24 protein-coding genes are annotated in these 20,908 nt (G+C 69.0%); 19 read left to right on the forward strand and 5 right to left on the reverse strand.

Annotated elements, in window-relative coordinates; genetic code table 11:
- The 9 genes from ACH46_RS02060 to ACH46_RS02100 all read left to right on the forward strand — a co-directional run bounded on the left by ACH46_RS02060 (position 1) and on the right by ACH46_RS02100 (position 5,002).
- A complete protein-coding gene (locus ACH46_RS02060) occupies positions 1-1,185 on the forward strand; it encodes a TadA family conjugal transfer-associated ATPase (RefSeq protein WP_062394852.1) in 1,185 nt (394 codons plus the stop codon).
- Positions 1,182-1,979 (forward strand): type II secretion system F family protein, encoded by a 798-nt coding sequence (locus tag ACH46_RS02065; protein ID WP_062391468.1) that lies wholly within the window; start codon positions 1,182-1,184, stop codon positions 1,977-1,979. Before ACH46_RS02060 ends, ACH46_RS02065 begins: the two co-directional genes overlap by 4 nt.
- Entirely contained in the window at positions 1,976-2,545 is a 570-nt protein-coding gene (locus ACH46_RS02070; protein WP_062391469.1) for a type II secretion system F family protein, read from the forward strand. Before ACH46_RS02065 ends, ACH46_RS02070 begins: the two co-directional genes overlap by 4 nt.
- A gap of 3 nt (positions 2,546-2,548) precedes the next feature.
- The gene (locus ACH46_RS02075) at positions 2,549-2,947 is read left to right on the forward strand and encodes a hypothetical protein (protein WP_062391470.1); all 399 of its coding nucleotides are present in this window, start codon (positions 2,549-2,551) and stop codon (positions 2,945-2,947) included.
- Entirely contained in the window at positions 2,940-3,245 is a 306-nt protein-coding gene (locus ACH46_RS02080) for a hypothetical protein (protein ID WP_157850985.1), read from the forward strand. The genes ACH46_RS02075 and ACH46_RS02080 overlap by 8 nt, the downstream gene beginning before the upstream one ends.
- Positions 3,246-3,323: 78 nt before the next feature.
- Positions 3,324-3,932, forward strand: coding sequence for a RodZ family helix-turn-helix domain-containing protein (locus ACH46_RS02085; protein WP_062391472.1), 609 nt, complete (start codon positions 3,324-3,326; stop codon positions 3,930-3,932).
- A 103-nt stretch (positions 3,933-4,035) separates the two neighbouring features.
- Positions 4,036-4,257 (forward strand): DUF4244 domain-containing protein, encoded by a 222-nt coding sequence (locus ACH46_RS02090; protein WP_062391473.1) that lies wholly within the window; start codon positions 4,036-4,038, stop codon positions 4,255-4,257.
- A 6-nt stretch (positions 4,258-4,263) separates the two neighbouring features.
- On the forward strand, positions 4,264-4,659 hold the full coding sequence (locus ACH46_RS02095) for a TadE family type IV pilus minor pilin (protein ID WP_062391474.1): 396 nt from the start codon (positions 4,264-4,266) through the stop codon (positions 4,657-4,659).
- A complete protein-coding gene (locus ACH46_RS02100) occupies positions 4,646-5,002 on the forward strand; it encodes an Rv3654c family TadE-like protein (protein WP_226995731.1) in 357 nt (118 codons plus the stop codon). Before ACH46_RS02095 ends, ACH46_RS02100 begins: the two co-directional genes overlap by 14 nt.
- An 8-nt stretch (positions 5,003-5,010) precedes the next feature.
- Here the strand turns inward: ACH46_RS02100 and ACH46_RS02105 are convergent, their stop codons facing one another.
- Complete coding sequence (locus ACH46_RS02105; protein ID WP_062391475.1) at positions 5,011-7,323, reverse strand: DEAD/DEAH box helicase; 2,313 nt, start codon at positions 7,321-7,323, stop codon at positions 5,011-5,013.
- 303 nt (positions 7,324-7,626) lie between these two features.
- Between ACH46_RS02105 and ACH46_RS02110 the strand changes: the two genes are divergently transcribed.
- The 3 genes from ACH46_RS02110 (at position 7,627) to topA (ending at position 11,978) form a co-directional block, all read left to right on the forward strand.
- Positions 7,627-7,830 (forward strand): cold-shock protein, encoded by a 204-nt coding sequence (locus ACH46_RS02110; protein ID WP_009679429.1) that lies wholly within the window; start codon positions 7,627-7,629, stop codon positions 7,828-7,830.
- A gap of 286 nt (positions 7,831-8,116) precedes the next feature.
- On the forward strand, positions 8,117-8,692 hold the full coding sequence (locus tag ACH46_RS02115; RefSeq protein WP_062391476.1) for a hypothetical protein: 576 nt from the start codon (positions 8,117-8,119) through the stop codon (positions 8,690-8,692).
- Positions 8,693-8,879: 187 nt separating this feature from the next.
- Entirely contained in the window at positions 8,880-11,978 is a 3,099-nt protein-coding gene (gene topA / locus ACH46_RS02120) for a type I DNA topoisomerase (protein ID WP_062391477.1), read from the forward strand.
- Between the two features lie 119 nt (positions 11,979-12,097).
- Here the strand turns inward: topA and ACH46_RS02125 are convergent, their stop codons facing one another.
- The gene (locus ACH46_RS02125) at positions 12,098-13,657 is read right to left on the reverse strand and encodes an adenylate/guanylate cyclase domain-containing protein (protein WP_062391478.1); all 1,560 of its coding nucleotides are present in this window, start codon (positions 13,655-13,657) and stop codon (positions 12,098-12,100) included.
- An 84-nt stretch (positions 13,658-13,741) separates the two neighbouring features.
- Here ACH46_RS02125 and ACH46_RS02130 point away from each other — a divergent pair, with 84 nt between their 5' ends.
- A complete protein-coding gene (locus tag ACH46_RS02130; RefSeq protein WP_062391479.1) occupies positions 13,742-15,013 on the forward strand; it encodes a DNA polymerase III subunit delta' in 1,272 nt (423 codons plus the stop codon).
- 142 nt (positions 15,014-15,155) lie between these two features.
- Positions 15,156-15,404, forward strand: a complete 249-nt coding sequence (locus ACH46_RS02135; protein ID WP_062391480.1) for a hypothetical protein — start codon at positions 15,156-15,158, stop codon at positions 15,402-15,404.
- On the opposite strand, the gene ACH46_RS02140 is transcribed toward ACH46_RS02135, so the two are convergent.
- Positions 15,367-15,549 carry a hypothetical protein gene (locus tag ACH46_RS02140; RefSeq protein WP_062391481.1) on the reverse strand — a complete coding sequence of 61 codons (183 nt, stop codon included), beginning with the start codon at positions 15,547-15,549 and terminating at the stop codon, positions 15,367-15,369. The two genes, ACH46_RS02135 and ACH46_RS02140, sit on opposite strands and share 38 nt — an antisense overlap.
- 122 nt (positions 15,550-15,671) lie before the next feature.
- On the opposite strand from ACH46_RS02140, the gene ACH46_RS02145 reads away from it, so the two are divergent.
- The 5 genes from ACH46_RS02145 (at position 15,672) to ACH46_RS02165 (ending at position 19,453) form a co-directional block, all read left to right on the forward strand.
- Positions 15,672-16,094, forward strand: coding sequence for a fluoride efflux transporter FluC (locus ACH46_RS02145; RefSeq protein WP_062394856.1), 423 nt, complete (start codon positions 15,672-15,674; stop codon positions 16,092-16,094).
- Positions 16,091-16,447, forward strand: coding sequence for a fluoride efflux transporter FluC (locus ACH46_RS02150; protein WP_062391482.1), 357 nt, complete (start codon positions 16,091-16,093; stop codon positions 16,445-16,447). Before ACH46_RS02145 ends, ACH46_RS02150 begins: the two co-directional genes overlap by 4 nt.
- Before the next feature lie 107 nt (positions 16,448-16,554).
- Complete coding sequence (locus tag ACH46_RS02155) at positions 16,555-17,595, forward strand: DUF418 domain-containing protein (protein WP_062391483.1); 1,041 nt, start codon at positions 16,555-16,557, stop codon at positions 17,593-17,595.
- Positions 17,592-18,803 carry a sensor histidine kinase gene (locus ACH46_RS02160; protein WP_062391484.1) on the forward strand — a complete coding sequence of 404 codons (1,212 nt, stop codon included), beginning with the start codon at positions 17,592-17,594 and terminating at the stop codon, positions 18,801-18,803. Before ACH46_RS02155 ends, ACH46_RS02160 begins: the two co-directional genes overlap by 4 nt.
- The gene (locus ACH46_RS02165) at positions 18,800-19,453 is read left to right on the forward strand and encodes a response regulator (protein ID WP_062394857.1); all 654 of its coding nucleotides are present in this window, start codon (positions 18,800-18,802) and stop codon (positions 19,451-19,453) included. Before ACH46_RS02160 ends, ACH46_RS02165 begins: the two co-directional genes overlap by 4 nt.
- A 7-nt stretch (positions 19,454-19,460) precedes the next feature.
- Here ACH46_RS02165 and ACH46_RS02170 read toward each other — a convergent pair whose 3' ends face one another.
- Complete coding sequence (locus ACH46_RS02170; RefSeq protein ID WP_062391485.1) at positions 19,461-20,252, reverse strand: dioxygenase family protein; 792 nt, start codon at positions 20,250-20,252, stop codon at positions 19,461-19,463.
- A 30-nt stretch (positions 20,253-20,282) separates the two neighbouring features.
- On the reverse strand, positions 20,283-20,726 hold the full coding sequence (locus ACH46_RS02175; RefSeq protein ID WP_062394859.1) for an SRPBCC family protein: 444 nt from the start codon (positions 20,724-20,726) through the stop codon (positions 20,283-20,285).
- Between the last annotated feature and the right edge of the window lie 182 nt (positions 20,727-20,908).

A 20,908-nucleotide genomic window follows, 5' to 3' on the forward strand; every position in this document is an offset into this window, starting at 1 on the left:
ATGGCTGCCACTGTGAACCCCGACCTGCTCGACCGCGTTCGGCAGCGGCTCGCCTCGGACGTGACGGGGCCGGTGTCGGCGCCGTCGCCCGACGTCATCGCGGCGGCCATCCGCGCCGAATCCGGCGGACTCCTCGGCGACACCGATCTCCTGGCCGCGCTGCGCTACCTGCAGACGGAGATGGTCGGCGTCGGACGGCTGGAGGGCCTGCTGGCCGACCCGTCCGTCACCGACGTGCTGGTCGTGGGGCCGAAGCGGGTGTGGGCCGACCGCGGCGACGGTCTGGAACTGACCGAGGTGGTCTTCGACGACGAGGCGGGGGTGCGACGCCTGGCGGCTCGGCTCGCGTTGAGTGCGGGACGTCGGCTCGACGACGCGCAGCCGTGGGTCGACGGGCGGCTGTCGGGGCTCGGCAGGGCAGGTGTGCAGGTCCGTTTGCATGCGCTGATCCCGCCGCTGGCGCCCGACGGCACGTGCATCTCGCTGCGAGTGCTGCGCGGTGCCTTTCACAGTTTCGCGAGTCTGGTCGACAGCGGTTCGGTGCCCGCCGAGGTGGCTGAGACGGTTCGTGCGGTGGTGACCGCGCGCCTGGCCTTCCTGGTCGTCGGCGGGACCGGTGCGGGGAAGACGACGGTGTTGGGAAGCCTTCTGGGACTGGTGGATCCGGGTGATCGAATCCTGTGCGTCGAAGACGCGCCCGAGTTGGAACCGCGCCATCCACACGTGGTTCGGATGGTCGCCCGTGCGCCGAACGTGGAGGGCGTCGGGGAGGTGACCGTGCGGACGCTGGTCCGGCAGGCCCTGCGGATGCGGCCCGACCGGATCGTCGTCGGCGAGGTGCGCGGCGCCGAAGTGATCGACCTCCTCACCGCCCTCAACACCGGGCACGACGGCTGCGCCGGGACCCTGCACGCGAACTCGATCACCGAGGTGCCCGCGCGGATGGAGGCGCTCGCGGCGCTCGGCGGGATGGAACGGACCGCTCTGCACAGCCAGCTGGGACCGGCGATCCAGGTGATCCTCGGCGTGGCTCGCGACCGGTCCGGTGCGCGTGGGCTCAGCGAGATCGGTCTCGTGGAGCGCGATCGGTCCGGGCTGGTGACGGTGGTGCCCGCGTGGCGTCGGGTGACCGGGTTCACCGATCGGCGCGAGCACCTCGACCAGCTGATCCGGGAACGACGATGATCGCGGCCGTATTCTTGATGGCCCTGGCGGGGGTCGTCGTGTTGTGGCCGGTCCCCGAGGTGCATCGTCGACTGGCTTCGGTGGCCGGAGTCTCCGAGCGCGGACCGGGTGGTCGTTGGGATCCGTGGACGGCGGTGTGGGCAGGCCCGGTCGCGGCGGTCGTGACTTTCGGTCCGGCGCCGGCGATCGCCGCGATGCTGGTCGCGGGATTGGTGACGAGACAGCGGCGACGGGCGGAGCGGGCCGCGGAAGCCGATCGGGACCTGCGGAATCTGACGGCGGCGCTGGCGGTGATGGGCGCCGAGCTGTCGGTCGGAGCGCCCGTCGTTCAGGCATGTCGGGCGGCGGCGTCGGAACTGGTGTCGGCCGACGGCGACGGACCGGTGGGGCTCGAACTGTCCCGGATGGCCGCTCGCGCCGAACTCGGCGGCACCCCGGGTATCGCCTCCACGACGTCGGCTGCCGTCCGACGCTTCGCCGAGGCGTGGTCGACGTCGCTGCGGTACGGCCTGCCGATCGGCGATGTCTTGGCGGCGCTGCGGGCGGACCTGGTGGCGCGGCAGGAGTTCGCAGCTCGCACGCGGGCGGGTCTCGCCGGTCCGCGCGCGACCGCAGGGGTCCTGGCCGGCCTCCCGATCCTCGGGTTGCTCCTCGGCGAGGCGATGGGCGCCGGACCGGTCGGCGTGCTGCTGCGGACCTCCGTCGGCGGGATCCTGCTGGTGATCGGGACCGGGCTGTCCGTCGGGGGCGTGCTGTGGTCCGCGCGGATCACTGATCAGGTGGTGTCGCGATGACGCTGGTCCTGATCCTGGCGGCCGCCGCGGTCATCGCCTGGCCGCCGCCCGACTGGGTCTTGCAGCGCGTCGTCGGCAGTTCGGGACCGCAAGGGCAGGAGCCCGAGGGCGCGGGCGATCCCGATCCCTTCGACCTCGCCGCCGGCTACGACACCCTCGCCGTCTGCCTCCGTGCCGGACTGCCCGTCGCGACGGCCGCACAGGTGGCGGCACACGCGTCCCCGCCGACGCTCGGGCGGTCGTTCCTGCGGGCCGCAGACCTCCTGGCGCTCGGCTCCGACCCGGAGCGGGCGTGGGCCGCCCACCGATCCGATGATGACGACTTCGCCGACCTGGCCGCCCTGATCCGTCGCGCCTCCCGCGCGGGAGCGGCTCTCGCGGAGGCGATCTCGGGCTTCGCCGACGGGACGCGTCGTCGTGCCGAGAACGAGGCCCTGGAGGCCGCCGAGCGCGCAGGCGTCAAGATCAGCGGTCCGCTGGGCCTGTGCTTCCTGCCCGCATTCGTATGCCTCGGAATCGTGCCGGTGGTGATCGGATTGGCGTCGGATCTGCTGGTCGGGTTGTGAGGTGTGGACGGCTTCGGAGCGAACGATGACTTGCCGATTGACGTGCGCGTCATTGCGCGGACGGGTGGCACCCGAGACGACGGGCGTGTGCTGTCGCGAGAGCAGCTCGAGGGATGGGGCAAGGTCGCGCCGGACCGGAATGGCGAACGCTGGACGTACTTCGACGAGTTTCCGGACGAACGGCGCATCGCTGAGTGGCTTCGAGAGCGAGGGGTGATCGTGCGATCGGTGGATGAGTGTCGGCGAGGAGTGATCGATGCGCGAGCTACGAACGGCAGCGCCCGGGATGCTGCGGCGGCGGTTGCGTCGGCTTTGGTCGAAGTCGGGGTCAACCTTGATGAGATCGTCGTGCTGATCAGGGGTGGCCGCCAGTGTGTGGCAGTAGGATGGCGGCGTGAGTAGCCGCGAGGTGGTGTTCGCCGCAAGTTCAGGACCTGGTCCTGAACAGTTGGAGGCTGCCGTCGACGCGCTGGGCGAGTTCGGCGACGCATGGTTGGTGGCATATCGGGGGGCCGCTGAGGTTCCCGAGTTCCCGACCAGGCTCGTGTTCGAAGGCGCTGATCGGGTGGAGTTCGCTGAGCGAGCCGTCGACTGCATCAAGAAGAAGTTCGATGTCGAAGTGATCACCGGCGCCGAACTCGAAGAGCGATTCGGTCATCGTTACGGAAGCAAGGGGTCGGTGCCGTTCCGCGTCGCCTGAGGCCGCTTGTCATTCAACCAGCAGATTCTGCGGTTGCAGCACTTCCCGAAGCGTGTGGGTCGAGCGCACGCTCGATCCATGAAAACGCACGCAGTCATCCGATGGACCACCGCGGTGGTCGCGGCTGCACTCGTGGTGGGCGGGGCCACCGCGTGCAACAGCGACACCGGCACAGCGGATACCGCCGGCTCCTCCCCACCCGTCGTCACCGTGACGGAGACGGCGCCGGTCACCGCCACCTCCCCGGCAACAGACACGACGCCGGAGACGGTGGCTCCGACCGAGTCCGCTGCGCCCACTGTCACTGCGACCCGGCCGGTCGTCACTGAGCAGCCGACCAGCGAGCCGTCGTCGACGCATCCGCTGGCGGACTACTACGGCTACTGGCGCGGGCACGGTCGACAGCTGACACTGAACCCGAACGGCACCGCGACCGTAGTCCTCGCCGATGGGGCCGAAGACGTCGAGAACTGGACGGCTGACTGGGGCTCGGCGGGTGACGGCATCCGGATCACGCTCGTGACGATGACGAATCGGCACGGGCCGCCCCTGGGGTACTCGAGCGGTCAGTCGTTCACCGGGTCGATCCAACCCTCCGAGGAGGATGGTGTCACCGTCTTGCACATGCTGAACTTCGGCGACTGGTGCTCGGCCAGGTTCGGGAATTCGAGAACCTGCGGGGCCTGATCTGCGACACGCCGACGCGTGCCTTTCGGAACCGAACCGTCCTCCGCTGCGTCTAAAGGAGTGCAAGCACCCACGGGTGGAGGATCGGACTTCAGGGGATGTCATGGCTATCGGAGAGGCGATTGCGCAGCGCTGCAGGGAGATCGGGGATCTCACGATGCGGCTCGCTGCCGACGAAGAGGGCATGAGCACAGCGGAATACGCAATAGGGACTATTGCGGCGGCGGCCTTCGGGGCGCTGCTGTACACGGTGGTCACCGGCGACTCGGTGATGAGTGCGTTGACCGGCATCATCGGCAAGGCGCTCAGCACCACGACGGGGTGAGCGGTGATGCGCCGGGTCGTCGTGCTCGCGCGCCGACTGCGATGCGACGAGGCGGGCATGGTCTCGGTGGAGGCCGCGTATGCGATGGCGGCGATCGCGGTATTCCTGCTGCTCGGCGTCGGAGCGGTGATGGGGGTGTCGGCGCAGATCCGCTGTACCGATGCGGCACGGGAGGTGGCGCGGCTGACGGCGGCGGGCGTCGAGTCCGCGCGGCGCGTCGGGGCGGCGGTCGCGCCGAAGGGGGCTGGGATCGAGGTGGGCGGTGATGCCGACCAAGTGGTTGTCGTGGTGTCGGTCGACGTTCCGCTCCTGCCGATGGTCGAGGTGTCGGCGCGAGCCGTCGCCGCGCGGGAACCGGACGGCGTCGAGGCCGGCGGGGCGGCGTCTGGTGAAACGGAATGACGAGGGCTTCTCGACGGTTGCCGGCGCCGGCGTGATCGCTGGACTCGCCTTCCTGCTGGTGGCGGCGCTGTACCTGGGCGGAGCGGTCGTCGCCCGGCATCGGGCGCAGTCGGCGGCGGATCTGTCGGCATTGGCCGGTGCGTCGGCGCAGCTGTCGGGCGACGGCGACGGCTGCGAGGAGGCGACGCGTCTGGTGGCGAGGCAGGACGGAGCGCCGCGGATCATCGACTGCATCGTCGACGGCGACGACGTTCAGGTCCGCGTCGCAGTGTCGGTTCGACTGGGGCGGTTCGGGGTCCACGATGCGACGGCCGTCGCACGGGCCGGACCGGTGGAGGCGTGACCCGATGCTCAGGCGTGCAGTCGTCCGACCAGGCGGAGGAGCTTGATCGCGTGCTCCTTGTCGAGCGGCTCGTTGCCGTTGCCGCACTTGGGGGACTGCACGCACGACGGGCAGCCCGACGTGCACGTGCACGAGGAGACGGCGACGTCGGTGGCCGCGATCCAGTCGGTGAAGGCCTCGTAGCCGCGGTCGGCGAACCCGGCGCCGCCCGGGTAGCCGTCGTAGACGAAGACCGTCGGCAGCCCCGTCCCGGGATGCAGTGCGGTCGAGAGGCCGCCGATGTCCCAGCGGTCGCAGGTCGCGACCAGACCGAGCATGCCGATGGCGGCGTGCTCGGCCGCGTGCAGGGCGCCGGGGAACTTGTCGAGAGCGATGCCCGCGTCGATCATCGACTCGGGGGTGATCGTGTACATCACCGCGCGAGTGGTGAGCGTGTGTTCGGGAAGGTCGAGGGGGACGGAGTCGAGGATCTCTCCCGACAGGGCTTTGCGCAGGTAGCCGACGACCTGGTTCGTGACCTCGACGGAAACGCTCGCGACCGTGAGCGGCCCGAAACTGCGTCGATCGTGGGTCTCGATGATCGTGACATCGCTGACTTCACGGGCCGAGGTGGTCCAGTCGGGCTCCTCGGGGTGGGCCAGGGCCAGGCCGTCGTCGAGATCGAGCTCGTCGATCACGAAGCTCTCGCCCTGATGCAGGTAGACGGCGCCGGAATAGACGGACGTCATCGCGCGGGCGGTGTCGACGGTGCCGAGGAGTCGGGAACTGGTGGCGTCGACGATCAGCACCTGCCCGCCGATGCCGCCGCGGATGTCGATGTCGCCGTGCGGATCCAGGCCCGCGGCCGCGTACCAGCCGGCCTTGCGGCGCTTGAGCCGCCCTTCAGCGGTCAGGTCGGCGACCACCTGTTCCGCGTGAAACATCGCGACGTCGTCCTCGGTCAGCGGGAATTCTGCTGCGGCGCAGAGCATGTGCGGACCCAGGACGTAGGGGTTGGTGGGGTCGGTGACGGTCGCCTCGACGGACCGGTTCAGCAGCGCGTCGGGGTGGTGGACCAGGTAGGTGTCGAGCGGGTCGTCGCGCGCGATCATCACGACGATCGACCCCTCGCCGCGTCGACCGGCACGACCGGCCTGCTGCCAGAACGACGCGACGGTCCCCGGGTAGCCTGCGACGACCACCGCGTCCAGGCCCGAGATGTCGACGCCGAGCTCGAGGGCGTTGGTGGTCGCGACGCCGAGGAGCTCGCCCTCGGAGATGGCGTGCTCGAGCTTGCGGCGGTCGTCGGCGAGGTATCCGGCGCGATAGGCGGCGATGCGGGGGACCAACTCGGGTGCGGTCTCGGCGAGGATCTGCTTGGCGCGCACGGCGGTGATCTCCACGCCGCGACGGCTGCGGACGAAGCAGAGGGTGCGGGCGCCCTCGATGACGAAGTCGGCGAGCAGTCGGGCCGCCTCGGAACCCGCGGATCGGCGGACGGGCGCGTCGTTCTCGCCGGTGACCTCGTCCAGGAAGCCGGGCTCCCACATGGCGACCGTCCGGGCGCCGTGCGGTGAGGCGTCCTCGGTGACGGCGACGACGTCCTCACCGATCAGCCGGGACAGCGCCTGTGCGGGATTCGACACCGTCGCACTGGCGCCGATGACCACCGGATCGGCGCCGTACTTGCGGGCGATCCGCAGGGTCCGCTGCAGGACGAGCGCGGTGTGCGAGCCGAAGACGCCGCGATAGTGGTGGCACTCGTCGACGACGATGTACTTCAGCCTGGCGAAGAACGCGCGCCACCGCGGATGGGTGGAGGTGATGCCGATCTGCAACATGTCGGGGTTGGTGAAGATCCACCGCGAATGCATGCGCGCCCACTGTCGCAGCTCCGAATCGGTGTCGCCGTCGTACGACGAGGGTGCCAGATGCATGAACTCGGGACGACCGGCGATCAACTGCGCCACCGAGCGCAGCTGGTCGGTGCCGAGCGCCTTGGTCGGAGAGAGGTACAGCGCCGTCGAAGCGGGGTCTTCGGCGAAGGTCGTCAGGACGGGGAGCTGGTAGGCGAGCGACTTGCCCGAGGCGGTGCCGGTGCAGATGCAGACGTGGCGACCCTCGTGCGCGAGCGTCGCGGCGTCGGACTGGTGGCGCCACGGCTTCGTCAGGCCGCGTTCGACGAAGGCGTCGCGCACCGCGGGATGCACCCAGGCGGGCCAGTCGGTGAATTCGGCCAACCGTGAATCGATCACGGCCATGTGTGTCAGCGGGGAGGTCTCCTCAGGAACTCCGGCGAGAGTGCGACTGAGCAGTTCTCTGCCGTAGTTGGCCTGCCCCATCGTGTTTCGCGTCCTGACGTCGTGGATTGGAAGCTCCCGAATCACCCATGATACGCAGGGACTTAGGGCCCTAATCGGCGTGTCGGTGAGCGACCTGCCGCACAAGGGTGTCATTGCGGCCGGGAACATGCTTAGCTTGTGGTGGTCGCAAGCTCAGCCCAGGCAGAGTTCGTTGCGGCCGGTGTACTGCAGTTGGTTCCATCGCCACCCGGCGAGGCTCGTTGAAGTATGGCGGTCGGAACAGGCCCCCGTCGCGGCTCCGTTGCGGCGGGAGATGCAATGCAATGTAAAGGAATGCAGTAAATGGCACAGGGAACTGTGAAGTGGTTCAACGCGGAGAAGGGCTTCGGATTCATCGCGCCTGACGACGGCGACGCCGATGTCTTCGTCCACTACTCCGAGATCCAGGGCAACGGCTTCCGCACCCTGGAAGAGGACCAGCGCGTGGAGTTCGAGGTCGGTCAGGGCACCAAGGGCCCGCAGGCCACCGGCGTTCACGCCCTCTAAGTCTCCACTGAACCCGTCAGGGTTCGACTAAAGACTTCTTCCGGACTCCCGGACCGCGTCAGCGGCCGGGAGTCCGGTCTTTTTTGGTTTCAGGTCCGACGGCGGCGCGCCCGACGTCGAGCCGCACCACGTCTGACCGAGTCGCACCGCTTTCAGTTCCCGCACTCGGTCGCGACCGAGTGCGGGAGACACAAGTGGTGCGACTGGATGCGGACTGGTGCGAAGACAGCCGCTCGCATCACGCCACAGAGACCGAACTGTCACATTGGGGCCGTACGATGTACGCGTGAGTCAGATGTCGCTTTTCTCTGCGGAGATTGAAGATCCCGCGATCGCGGATCTCGCTGGATTGCTTGCGGCACAAGGTCAGTCGGTCCACACGAGTTGGGGTGCCCGGGTGTCGGTGGTCGTCGCCGACCAGTGGCGTGCCGACGAGATCTGCGATGAGATCCGCGGTGCGGGTCTCGAGGCGGAGATCGTCGAATCCGAAGAGGGCAAGCCGATCGCCCGGACCGAGGCGAACCCGCGGATCACGGCGCTGCATCGCGCGTGGACCACCGGCGCGGTGAAGTCGGTACCCGAGGGCTGGACGCCCACTCCGCACGCTCTGCGGCTGTGGACCCTGGCCGGCGGTCGTCCCGACGGCGCGCACTACGTTCTGGGCCTGGATCCGACCGCCCCTGAGACTTACGCGCCGCTGTCGACCGCGCTGATGCGCACCGGGATCGCGCCCACCCTGATCGGCACTCGCGGCGGCAACCCGGGCTTGCGGATCTCGAACCGGAAGCGGATCACCCGACTCGCGGAGACGGTGGGGATCGCACCCGACGGCGCGCCGACGGGAGAATGGCCGGTCGGCTGACCGGACGTTCCGCCGGCCCGGTGATTCGACGGGGCGCTGTCGCCACTGTCGTCGTTTGATCGTCCGATGCTGCTGCGCATGTCGCGGGACCTACGACCCACCCCGTCTATCTGGGGTGACGTGCAGAACACACGTTATATAAGGTACAACGGCATCGAGCAGCAATACTTCGAACTGAAGGGCACCCGTGGCCGCCACCGACAACGCATCCCCCGCCGTCCGGCGTCTCGTCATCGTGGAGTCGCCGACCAAAGCGCGCAAGATCGCGGGCTATCTCGGCAGGAACTACGTCGTCGAGTCGTCGCGCGGACACATCCGCGACCTTCCTCGCGGAGCGGCCGACGTGCCCGCCAAGTACAAGGGCCAGTCGTGGGCGCGCCTCGGCGTCAACGTCGACGACAGCTTCGAGCCGCTGTACGTGGTCTCCCCGGACAAGAAGTCGACGGTCACCGAACTCAAGTCGCTGCTGAAGGACGTCGACGAGCTCTACCTCGCCACGGACGGTGACCGCGAGGGGGAGGCCATCGCGTGGCACCTCCTCGAGACCCTGAAGCCGAAGGTGCCGGTCAAGCGGATGGTCTTCCACGAGATCACCGAGTCGGCGATCCTGGCTGCCGCCGCAAACCCGCGCGAGCTCGACATGCCGATGGTCGACGCGCAGGAGACCCGCCGCATCCTCGACCGCCTGTACGGCTACGAGGTGTCGCCGGTCCTGTGGAAGAAAGTCATGCCGAAGCTGTCGGCGGGCCGCGTCCAGTCGGTCGCCACACGGATCATCGTCGAGCGGGAACGCGAGCGCATGGCGTTCGTCTCCGCCGACTACTGGGACATCGCTGCGACCATGGACGCCGGCGCCGAGGCGTCGCCGCGCACCTTCAACTCGCGACTGGTGAACATCGGCGACGACCGCGTCGCCACGGGCCGCGACTTCGGCCCGGACGGCAAGCTCAAGAAGGCGTCCGGCGTCGCCGTTCTCGACGAGGCGCGCGCGACGGCGTTGGCCGCGGGCCTCGAGGGTGCGTCGCTGACCGTCACCTCGGTGGAGGAGAAGCCCTACACCCGCCGCCCGTACGCGCCGTTCATGACGTCGACCCTCCAGCAGGAGGCCGGCCGCAAGTTGCGCTTCTCCTCGGACCGCACCATGCGCATTGCGCAGAAGCTGTACGAGAACGGCTACATCACCTACATGCGTACCGACTCGACGACGCTGTCGGAGTCGGCCATCAACGCCGCACGCAATCAGGCACGACAGCTCTACGGCGACGCCTACGTGCATCCGACGCCGCGTCAGTACACCCGCAAGGTGAAGAACGCGCAGGAGGCGCACGAGGCCATCCGCCCGGCGGGCGACTCGTTCCGCACCCCCGGTCAGGTGGCGTCGGCGCTCAACACGGACGAGTTCAAGCTGTACGAACTGATCTGGCAGCGGACCGTCGCCTCCCAGATGGCCGACGCCCGCGGCACCACCATGAGCCTGCGGATCGGCGGTCGTGCCGCGACCGGCGAAGAGGTCACGTTCGCCTCGTCCGGCCGCACCATCACGTTCCCCGGCTTCCTGTCGGCGTACGTCGAGACGGTCGACGCCCTCGCAGGCGGCCAGGCCGACGACGCCGAGAACCGCCTGCCGAACCTCCGCGAGGGACAGGCGCTCACCGCCGCGTCGCTGACCGCCGACGGCCACTCCACCAATCCGCCCGCCCGCTACACCGAGGCATCGCTGGTCAAGACGCTGGAAGAGCTCGGAATCGGTCGCCCGTCGACGTACGCGTCGATCATCGGCACCATCCAGGACCGCGGTTACGTGGTGAAGAAGGGCAGCGCGCTGGTCCCGTCGTGGGTGGCGTTCGCCGTCGTCGGGCTGTTGGAGGGCTACTTCAACAGCCTCGTCGACTACGACTTCACGGCGTCGCTGGAAGACGACCTGGACCAGATCGCGTCCGGCAACGAGGACCGCACCCGCTGGCTCACCGAGTTCTACTTCGGTGCCGACGCGGAGGCGGCCGGTGCCGGTGACGACGACGCCGCCGGAGCGATGGCGCGTGCGGGCGGGCTCAAGAAGCTCGTCGGCGTGAACCTGGAGGGCATCGACGCCCGCGAGGTGAACTCGATCCGCTTGTTCGACGACGCCGAGGGCCGCCCGGTCCTGGTGCGCGTCGGCCGCTACGGTCCGTACCTGGAACGCAATGTGGCCGGGCCCGACGCCGAGCCCGACCTGAAGCGCGCCAACCTGCCTGCCGACATGACGCCCGACGAGCTGACCCTGGAGGTGGCGGAGAAGCTCTTCGCGACCCCGCAGGAAGGGCGCGTCCTGGGCGTGGATCCGGTCAGCGGCAACCAGATCGTCGCCAAGGAGGGCCGATTCGGCCCGTACGTCACCGAGATCCTGCCGTCGGAGGACGACGAGAAGGACGACGAGGACCCCGGCACGTCGGCACCGGTGCCGACGATTCCGGCGGGTCCCACGCCTCGGGGCGGCGGCGAAGAAGTCGTCGCACTCGACGAGGTGCCGGTGGGCGGCGGAGTCGCGACCGCGACGTCCACGACCACCGCGAAGAAGGCTGCGAAGAAGACCGCGAAGAAGGCGGCGAAGAAGGCCGGCCCCAAGCCGCGCACCGGCTCGCTGTTCAAGGGCATGGAGATCTCGACCGTCACGCTCGAGGACGCACTGAAGCTGCTGTCGCTGCCGCGCGTCGTCGGCGTGGATCCCGAGAGCAACGACGAGATCACCGCGCAGAACGGCCGGTACGGCCCGTACCTGAAGAAGGGTACGGACTCGCGGTCGCTGGCCAGCGAGGACCAGCTCTTCACGGTGACGCTTGAGGAAGCGCTCAAGATCTATTCGGAGCCGAAGCGGCGCGGTCGTGCCGCGGCCGCCCCGCCGCTGCGTGAGCTCGGCAACGACTCCGTCAGCGAGAAGCCGATGGTGATCAAGGACGGCCGCTTCGGCCCGTACGTCACCGACGGCGAGACCAACGCCAGCCTGCGCAAGGGCGACGAGGTCGCCACCATCACGCCCGAGCGCGCGATGGAACTGCTGGCCGATCGTCGTGCGCGCGGCCCGGCGAAGAAGGCTGCGAAGAAGACCGCCAAGAAGACGGCGGCCAAGAAGACGGCGGCCAAGAAGACAGCAGCGAAGAAGACAGCGGCCAAGAAGACCGCAGCGAAGAAGACCGCAGCGAAGAAGACGACGGCCGCCAAGAAGACGACAGCCAAGAAGACTGCGGCTAAGAAGACGACGGCGGCCAAGAAGACCGCGGCTAAGAAGTCGGCTCCGAAGTCGGAGTAACCGCCACTGCGTTCCCGCGTGATGCGTTGATTCCCGCTCATCGTCCGACGATGAGCGGGAATCGTCGCTTCATGCGGGAGTAGACGCCTGCAGCGGGAACGGCGCGGCGTCGGGCGGCGTCAGATCGCGTCGGGCGTCAGGTCGGCGACGTCGAGGTCGGCGCGCGCCAGCAGCGTCTCGATGCCGCGGCCGCGGAGCTCAACGCCCTCACCGATCTCCCAGTGCGCGGCCTCGGCGTCGCTGGCGAGGAACACGGCGCGCGCCGAACCGAGGACGCGGGTCGGCTCGTCCTTGGCGAGTTCGGTGAGGCGGGCGGCCTCGTTGACCGGGTCGCCGATGACCGTGTACTCGAGGCGCTGCTCGGCGCCGATGTGACCGGCGACGGCCTTGCCCGCGGAGACGCCGATGCCCATGTCGACGTCGCCGAGCCGGCTCGCCAGCTCCACGCGCAACTCGCGGGCCGCGGCCAGCGCGGCACCCGAGAAGTCGTCCTGATCGAGCGGCGCACCGAAGATCGCGAGGGCGGCGTCGCCCTGGAACTTGTTGACGAACCCGCCGTGGCGGCCGACGACGTCGACGACCACCTTGAAGAACTCGTTGAGCAGTTCGACGACCTCGCGCGGCGGTCGGTTGACGGCCAGCCGGGTGGATCCGACGATGTCGACGAAGAGCACGCCGACGTAGCGTTCCTCGCCGCCGAGTTCGGTGCCGGTCTCGATGGCGCGGCGGGCGACGTCCTCGCCGACGTACCGGCCGAACAGGTTTCGCAACTCCTGGCGTTCGCGGACGTCGGCCACCATGTCGTTGAATCCGGCCTGCAGCAGACCCAGATCGTTGCCGTCGTAGATCTTCACGGCCACATTGAGGTTGCCGGCCCGCACCTGGTTCAGCGCCATCCGCAGCTGCTTGACCGGGTCGGTGATGGATCGGACCAGCCGGGTGATCGCCAGCATGCCGAAGACCAGCGCGGCACCCGCCATCCAGAGGATCGCCCGCTGCAGTCCCTGGGCGTCGGTGTCGATGATCCGTGTCTGCTCCAGAATGATCAGCGCGATGATCACCAGCAGTGGCACCGCGACGGTCACCGACCAGAACACGGTGATGCGCGTGGCGATGCCGGGCGCATTGGAGTTGTCGGGGTCGTTGGCCATCGCCGCGACCGTGATCGGGCGCAGCACCTTCTCGGCCTGCATGAAGCTGAGCACGCCCGTCACCAGCGCACCGATGAGGCTGGCGATGAGGACGATGATGAAGTCCTTCACCGACTGCCGCAGGTTGATCGCGGCCAACAGGATGCCGCCCACCGTCCACAGTCCGAGATTCAAGGCCGTGAGCAGGGTCGGAAGGTTCAGCGCCCGTTTTCGGGCGGCTTCGTCGTCGAGCCTGGTGCGTCGGCGGTGCCAGATCAGCACCGGCATGCTCAACCGGATCGTCAGGTAGATGCCCACGATGATCGCGACGAGGAGGTACAGGCCGAACGCGAACTGGTTGAGGGCGTTGAACTCACTGAGGGAGATCGAGTCGACCCGGGGCATGCCGAACCGGAGGAACGCGAACGTGAACAGCGAACCGACGAGATTCGCGCGGAGCATGTCGAGGGCGAGGACGGGCCACGGCGTATGTGCCAGCCAGCGCATGGTGTGCGCTGTCCTGGACAAGCCCGACCGTCGTTTCACCATGTCATCCAAAGTAGCGGGCTGCTTGCAATTGTTAAACACCCCTTCAGATGTGACTTTTCTGAACTGGGCTTTAGTCTGGCTGATGTGACGTATGTCTTCAGCCGAATGATCGGACAGCGGGCGCTGATCGACGAACTCCAGGCGGCCGCGACGTCGGCTCGGGCCGTCGCAGCACGCCTCGACGAGGCTGACGACGGCGCCGTCTCGATGTTCGCCGACCAACCGGATGAGCACGTCGAGACCGCGGTGCGGGAGTCGATGACGCACGCCTGGCTCTTCACCGGGCCGCCCGGCAGCGGTCGATCGGTGGCCGCCACCTGCTTCGCCGCCGCACTGCAGTGCCAGTCGCCCGACACCGTGGGCTGCGGCGAGTGCCGGGCCTGCGCCACCGTCCTGTCCGGCACCCACGGCGACGTCCGGCACATCGTCCCCGAGGGACTCACCATCTCGGTTGCGCAGATCCGCGACATCGTTCAGCTGTCGGCGCGACGCCCGACGACGGGTCGCTGGCAGATCGTCGTCGTCGAAGACGCGGACCGGCTCACCGAGCAGGGCGCCAACGCCCTGCTGAAGGCCGTCGAGGAACCGCCCGAGCGGACCATCTTCCTGCTGTGCGCGCCGTCGGTGGCACCCGAGGACATCGCGATCACCCTCCGCTCGCGGTGCAGGCACGCCGGTCTCACGGCGCCCGCCGCGGACGACATCGCGCGCGTCCTGATCGAGCGGGACGGGATCGAACCGGACCGTGCGCAGTGGGCGGCGTCGGTGGCCGGCGGGCACGTCGGTCGTGCCAAGCGGCTAGCGACGGACCCGGCCTCGCGTGATCAGCGGGACCAGGCGCTCGGCCTCGCCCGGGCCGCCACCCGCGATGCGACCGCGTTCGCCGCCGCCGAGAAGCTCGTCAAGACGGCGGTCGACGTCGCCGCCCAGATCAGTGCCGAACGCGATGCCGCGGAGACCGAGGAACTGATGACGGCGCTCGGTGCCGGCGGTACCGGGAAGGGCACCGCACGACCGCCCCGCGGCACCGCGGGGGCCGTCAAGGAGTTGGAGAAGCGGCAGAAGTCTCGGCGCACCCGAACGATGCGCGACGTCCTCGACAGAGCGCTCGTGGACCTCGCCGCACTGTTCCGCGACGGACTCACCCTGGCGATGGGGGCACAGGTGACGCTGATGCATCCGGACAAGGCGTCGGACCTCACCGGACCGATGTCCAGGCATGCGTCCGCAGCGCAGTTGCTGCGGTGCATCGAAGCGGTTCTGGAGTGTCGCGACGCGCTGGAGAAGAACGTGAAGCCGAAGTTCGCGGTCGATGCGATGGTGGTCCGGATCGGGCGCGAACTGGACCACCGGTAGGGGCGACGGGGACCTGGAGAGCTCGGGAAACGAACTGTTTTCTCCGGTCCGGAGAAAATGTTCGGGTCGTTGACCTGCGGAGACATTCGGATTCCGTCGCCATCGCTTGGTCCGGCCCGCAGGCCCGCGTGGAATAGACGGCATGCGTACTTCGAATCTCACTTCGGCCCGGACCGGTCAGACCATCAAGCTCGCCATGCGCGTCGTGATGGCGACCGTGCTCTTCTACGCCGTGGCGGTGCTGTACGCCGGTACGGCCGGAGCGGCAGGCATGGACGTCTTCGTCCAGCCGATGATCGGTACCGCGGTGTTCGGGGGTGTTCTGGTGCTGCCGCTGGCCGCCGCGTGGGTCGTCAGTCGGCGTCTGACGGATTCGGGGAACGCGGGCTAGAGTCTGCCGGTGCGGTCGGCTCCGCGTCGTCGTGCTCCGACAGGGGATCGTCGCCGCCTGCGCCTTCGAGCACGGTCAGCTCGTTGTCGATGGCCGCTCGGACGGCATCGGCTGCGCCTTTGATCTTGTCGATGAAGCCGGACATGACGTCTCCTTCGATGGTGCCGAAAGTGACCTCACTATATGTCCGGGAACCGGTGGCCGCCCGGTAGTCCTACCCTTTCGTTGATGGGACTTCGAGAGGGCTGTGAATGAGTGAGCCAGGGGATGAGTGAGTCGGGGAAGGCCGCGACTCTCGGGTGGGTGTTCGTCGGAGGAATGGGCGGCACCGCACTGCGATGGGTCGCAGAGGAGACATGGCCCGCCCATGACGGGCAGTGGCCGTGGGGAACGTTCGTGGTGAACCTTGTCGGGGCATTCATCCTCGGCGCGCTGTTAGAGGGGTTGGCGCGACTGGGAGGCGATGTCGGGTGGCGGCGTCGAGTGCGACTGGCGGTGGGTACGGGATTCTGCGGAGCCTTGACCACCTACAGCGCATTCGCCCTGGAGATCAGCCTCCTGGGCCGCGGCGAGCACTACGGAATGGCGATCGGGTACGCGGTCGTCAGCGTCGCGGTCGGCGTGCTGCTTGCATTCTCGGGGGTGCAAGCAGCACGCCGACTGTTGCCGTTAGAGGGGGAGTCCGCATGATCTTCCTGCTGACGGTATTCGCCGGCGCCGTGGGTGCGGTGGCCCGATACCTGGTCGACGACGCCGCGAAACGTCGGTGGCCCGGTGTGTTCCCCGGACCGACGTTCGCGATCAACATCACCGGCTGTCTCACGATCGGATTCATCGCCGGACTCGTCCTGTTCGCGGGAGCCTCGCACGACTGGCTGATGGTCGTCGGGACCGGCTTCTGCGGCGGCTACACCACGTTCTCGACCGCTGCCGTCGAGACGATCCGCGACGGGGGCCGACGCGGCGTCGTCTACGGTGCGGGCACGCTGATCGGGTCTGTCGCGGCGTGCGCCCTCGGCCTGTGGCTGGGGTGGCTGGTGTAGTCGGCGGGCCGTCGAGCACAGAACTGACCGGATGGCCGCCCCGCCGTCCCGGACATCATCCTTTCGGCCGATCTCCGGGGCACCCGCCGCACGCGAAGCTGGTCGGCATGAACACCTCCCGATACCACTTCCTCGACATGCTCAGAGGCCTGGCGATCGCCGGGATCCTGCTGGTGAACGCTTACGACATCGTCCGGCTCGGCTCGGCCGTCACCGGGTCGCCCGCCGGGCGGGCGGCCCTCGACTACGGCGTCCAGTCGCGCTTCGTCCCGATCTTCGCTGTGCTCTTCGGCGTCAGCATGTGGCTCATCGTCGACGGTGCGCGACGTCGCGGCGACGCGGTGGGCGGAGCTCTGGTGCTGCGCATGATCGCGATCGGCGCCATCGGCGTCGCGCACTCGTTCTTCTATGACGGCGACATCCTGCGGGAGTACGCGATCGTCGGCCTCCTCGCGATCCCGGCAGTGCTCTGGCTGTCACCCTGGCTGTCGCTGACGATCGGTGCCGCGCTCACGGCGGTCTCGTTCGGCTTCCTCGGCGGCGGCGTCGAATCGGTTCCGGGACTCGTGCTCCTCGGCATCGGAGCCGCGGGTGCAGGTCTGCCCGCCCTTCTGGAACGCGGCGGCCGGGCGCTGTGGGTCGCCGTCGGCCTCCTGGTGCCGATTGTCGCGGTCCTGACCTGGCAGCACGTGCAGGTCGGCGGCGGAGACCCGCGATTCTCGATCGAGGGCACACGGGCGGGCCTCGCGACCGCTGCCCTGTACGTGATCGTCGCCGCCGTCATCTGGCAGTGGGGTCCCGCCCGCCGCGTGCTCTCGGCCTGCTTCATCTCGCTCGGCCGGACCTCGCTGTCCAGCTACGTCGGCGCCAATGTGATCGTCGTCGGCCTGGCGAAGGGATTCGACTTCACCCATGCGGAGTCGGTGTGGCCGCTGCTCGGCCTCTGCGCCCTCGTGCTGTTCGCGCAAGCCGTCGCGGCGACGATCTGGCTGCACTACTTCACCAACGGTCCCCTGGAATGGGTGCTGCGCGCGATCACCTGGCGCACGGTCCCGAAGCTCCGTCGGGTGGGCGCGCACCGGGCCGGCCGCAGGATCGCTGCTGACCAGCAGATTCCGGCACTGCACCCAGTAGAGTTCGTGCGGTGACAGCTCTCGACGGAACGTCTCGGGCCGGCACGATCGGATGGCATGTCGCCACGATCGTGCCGGCCCTCGGCCTGCTCGCGGCGGGAGTGGAGTCCTACCGCGGTTTCGGGCCGGTCTCGGTCACCTCCGCGGTCGTCGTCCAGACGATCGGTCTCCTCGGCGGTCTGCTCTGCTACGCGGGCGCCACCCGCGGCCGGCGCGCGGTGACCGTCGCCGGCCTCGCGGTGCTCGCGATGGCGAGCATCGGCGGTGCGCTCGTCGTCAGTCTCGACGGATTCACCGGAGGCACGGTGTGGCCCTTCGCCGGGGTGTGGGCGCTGATCGTCGCGACGGGATTCGCCGTCGCCCGGGCACGCACCATCGGCGACGGCGCGGTGATCGGCAGCGCTGTCGCGTTGGCGTTGCTCTCGGTGATTCCGGCGGCGGTGCAGTCGCCGGGCGTGGCCGGCTACGTGCTGCCGGTCGGCGTGGCGGTGGCGGTGTCGTTGACCGTCGGCGTCCGGAGCAGGGCGGCGGCCGAACGCCTCCGCGCCGTCGCCGAGTCGGTCCGCGTCACGGAGCGGACCGCGATGGCTCACGAACTGCACGACCTGGTGGCGCACGAGGTCGCGGGCATCGCGGTGCTGGCCCAAGCAGGAGTGGCGATCGGGCGGGGCGACACGGAGATCCTGACCCGCATCGGCGACAGCGCCGCCCGCGCCCTCGTCGACATCAGGGCGCTCGTCGACACTCTGCGTGATCCCGACGCATCCGGACCGGCGGTCGCGCCGACCGGCGCCGGGGCCGAGGAGCTGGTGGAGACGGCGACGAGTTTCGCGGACAGTGCGCCAGGCACCGTCGGCGTCGAGATCGACGGCCTGGACGAGACGATCCCCGCGGTCGTCTACCTGGCGGCGCACCGCATCCTGTCGGAATCGCTGACGAACATCCGCCGGCACGCGGCGACGTCGTCGACGGTCGACATCAGCATTCGTCGCGAGTCCGATGATGTGGTGCTCGAGGTGTCCAACTCACTGGACGCCGCTGCGGCGACGGCCCGAGGCGTGACGGTCAGTGCGGGATCCGGGTCGGGATCCGGGGTCGCGGGGATGGTCGAACGGGCGGAGTCCGTCGGTGGAACCGCTTCGGCGGGAGCCGCCGGCGATCGGTGGACGGTGCGCGCGACGCTGCCGGTGCACGGCAGAACGACGACGAGGAGGTCGCGATGACGATCCGGGTGGTGCTGGCCGATGACCAGGAGATGGTCCGGATCGGCTTCGGGATGATCCTCGGCGCCGAGGAGGACATCGAGGTGGTCGGTCAGGCCAAGGACGGCGTGGGCGCGGTCGCGTTGATCGCCGAGGCCCGGCCGGACGTCGCGCTCCTCGACATCCGCATGCCGCGGATGGACGGGCTGGAGGTGTGCCGTCGGGTCAAGGAGTCGGTGCCGTCGACCCGCGTGGTGATCGTGACGACCTTCGGCGATCCCGACTATGTCGACGCGGCGCTGGCGAACGGCGCGTCCGGCTTCCTCCTCAAGGATTCGGGGCCGTCGTTGCTGGTCTCGGCCGTGCGCGCGGCGATGGCCGGCGACTCCCTGATCAGCCCGGAGGTGACCGTCGACCTGTTGGAGCGGTCGCGGTCCGGACGGTCCGCGGATCCGATCGCTGCCGCTGCGGTCGCCGAGCTCACGGCGCGGGAGCGGGAGATCGCGGAGCGGGTGGCGCGAGGGCGGACCAACGCGGAGTTGGCAGAGGAGCTGTTCCTGTCGCTCAGTACCGTCAAAACGCACCTGGCGAGCATTCAGCGGCGACTCGACGCTCGGAACCGCGTCGAGATCGCAGCGGCCCTGTGGGCGTCCGGCGCGATGGACGGGTGACCAGCGGTCAGTTGACGACGACGCTCCGCTTGGCGAGACCCATCCAGAATCCGTCGATCGGCTGCTCGGGGACGGCGTCGGCGGCGGTCGCGGCGCCCAGCGTCACGAAGAGCGGGGCGAAGTGCTCGGTCCGCGGATGCGCGTAGGGCATGCCGGGCGCGCGGTGCGCGAAGTCGAGGAGACCGTCGACGTCGCCCGCGGCGAACCGTTCGCGGGCCCACTGATCGAACTCCACCGACCACTGCGGCGGCACCGCGTCGGGCGACGGGTCATCGAGATAGGGCAGCCCGTGGGTGGTGAACCCGGAGCCGATGATCAGGACGCCGTCGTCGCGCAGTTCGGTGAGGCGGCTTCCCATCGTCATCAACGCGGCCGGGTCGAGCGTCGGCATGGAGACCTGCACGACGGGGATGTCGGCGTCCGGATACATGACGGTCAGCGGCACATAGGCGCCGTGGTCCAGCCGTCGCTCCGCGTCGTGGTGCACCTCCTGCCCGTCGGGCATCAGCGCGGCGATCCGTTCGGCGAGATCGGTGGCGCCCGGCGCGTCGTAGACGGTCTCGTAGAACCGGTCGGGGAATCCCCAGAAGTCGTAGGTGAGGGGCACGCGCGGATCGGTGGATCCGATCGTCAACGGTGCGGACTCCCAGTGGGCGGAGACGATGAGGATCTGTTTCGGCCGCGGCAGGTCGACGGCCAGCTGCTTGAGTTCGGCGACCCAGCGGGTGTCGTCGACCAGCGGCGGGGCTCCGTGGCTCAGGAACAGGGCCGGCATGCGGTCGGTGCGCGGAGGCTGCATCCCACCAGCGTAGACGTGTTGCCGAGGCGATCAGAGGCTTGCGACGGAGGCGAGGAGCGACGGCAGCACCTGATTGCGCCAGCCGCGCTCGACGGCGTTGCGGGCCATCTTCTGGATGCGGTCGTTCATGTCGAATCCGCTGAACACGAGGAGGACGCGAGTGCCGCGTCCCTGGGCCTCCAGATGCCAGTCGACGGTCCACGTGGCGGGGGCGTCGCCGCGCGGATCGGTCCACGTGTAGACCAGCCGGGTGCGCGGAACCACGGTGAGCACCTGGCAGGCGACGTGGTGCGGCGGTTCGCTGAGGACCTCGACGAGGAACGACGTGCCCTCGACCGGCTCGAAACCGATCGGCCTCGACAGCCACGACTGCATCAGGTCCGGTTCCACGAGGGCGCGCCACACGACGGTCGGCGGCTGCGGCGCGAACACACCCAGTTCGACGGCGGACGGGTCGCGCTCGATGTCGAACATGAGCACCAGCGTAGCCGCGCCCCACGGCACGGCTACGGCGGTTGAGAAGTCGAATCGCGATTACATCGGCGTCCCGGTCAAGAAGTTGTAGACCATCAGGGCACCACCGGCGACCATCGAGAACACGACGGCTGCGACGATGCCGGCAGCCAATAGCGGATCACCCATTTTCCATCTCCTTA

Origin of the sequence: Gordonia phthalatica (assembly GCF_001305675.1) — a bacterium.
Lineage (GTDB): Bacteria > Actinomycetota > Actinomycetes > Mycobacteriales > Mycobacteriaceae > Gordonia > Gordonia phthalatica.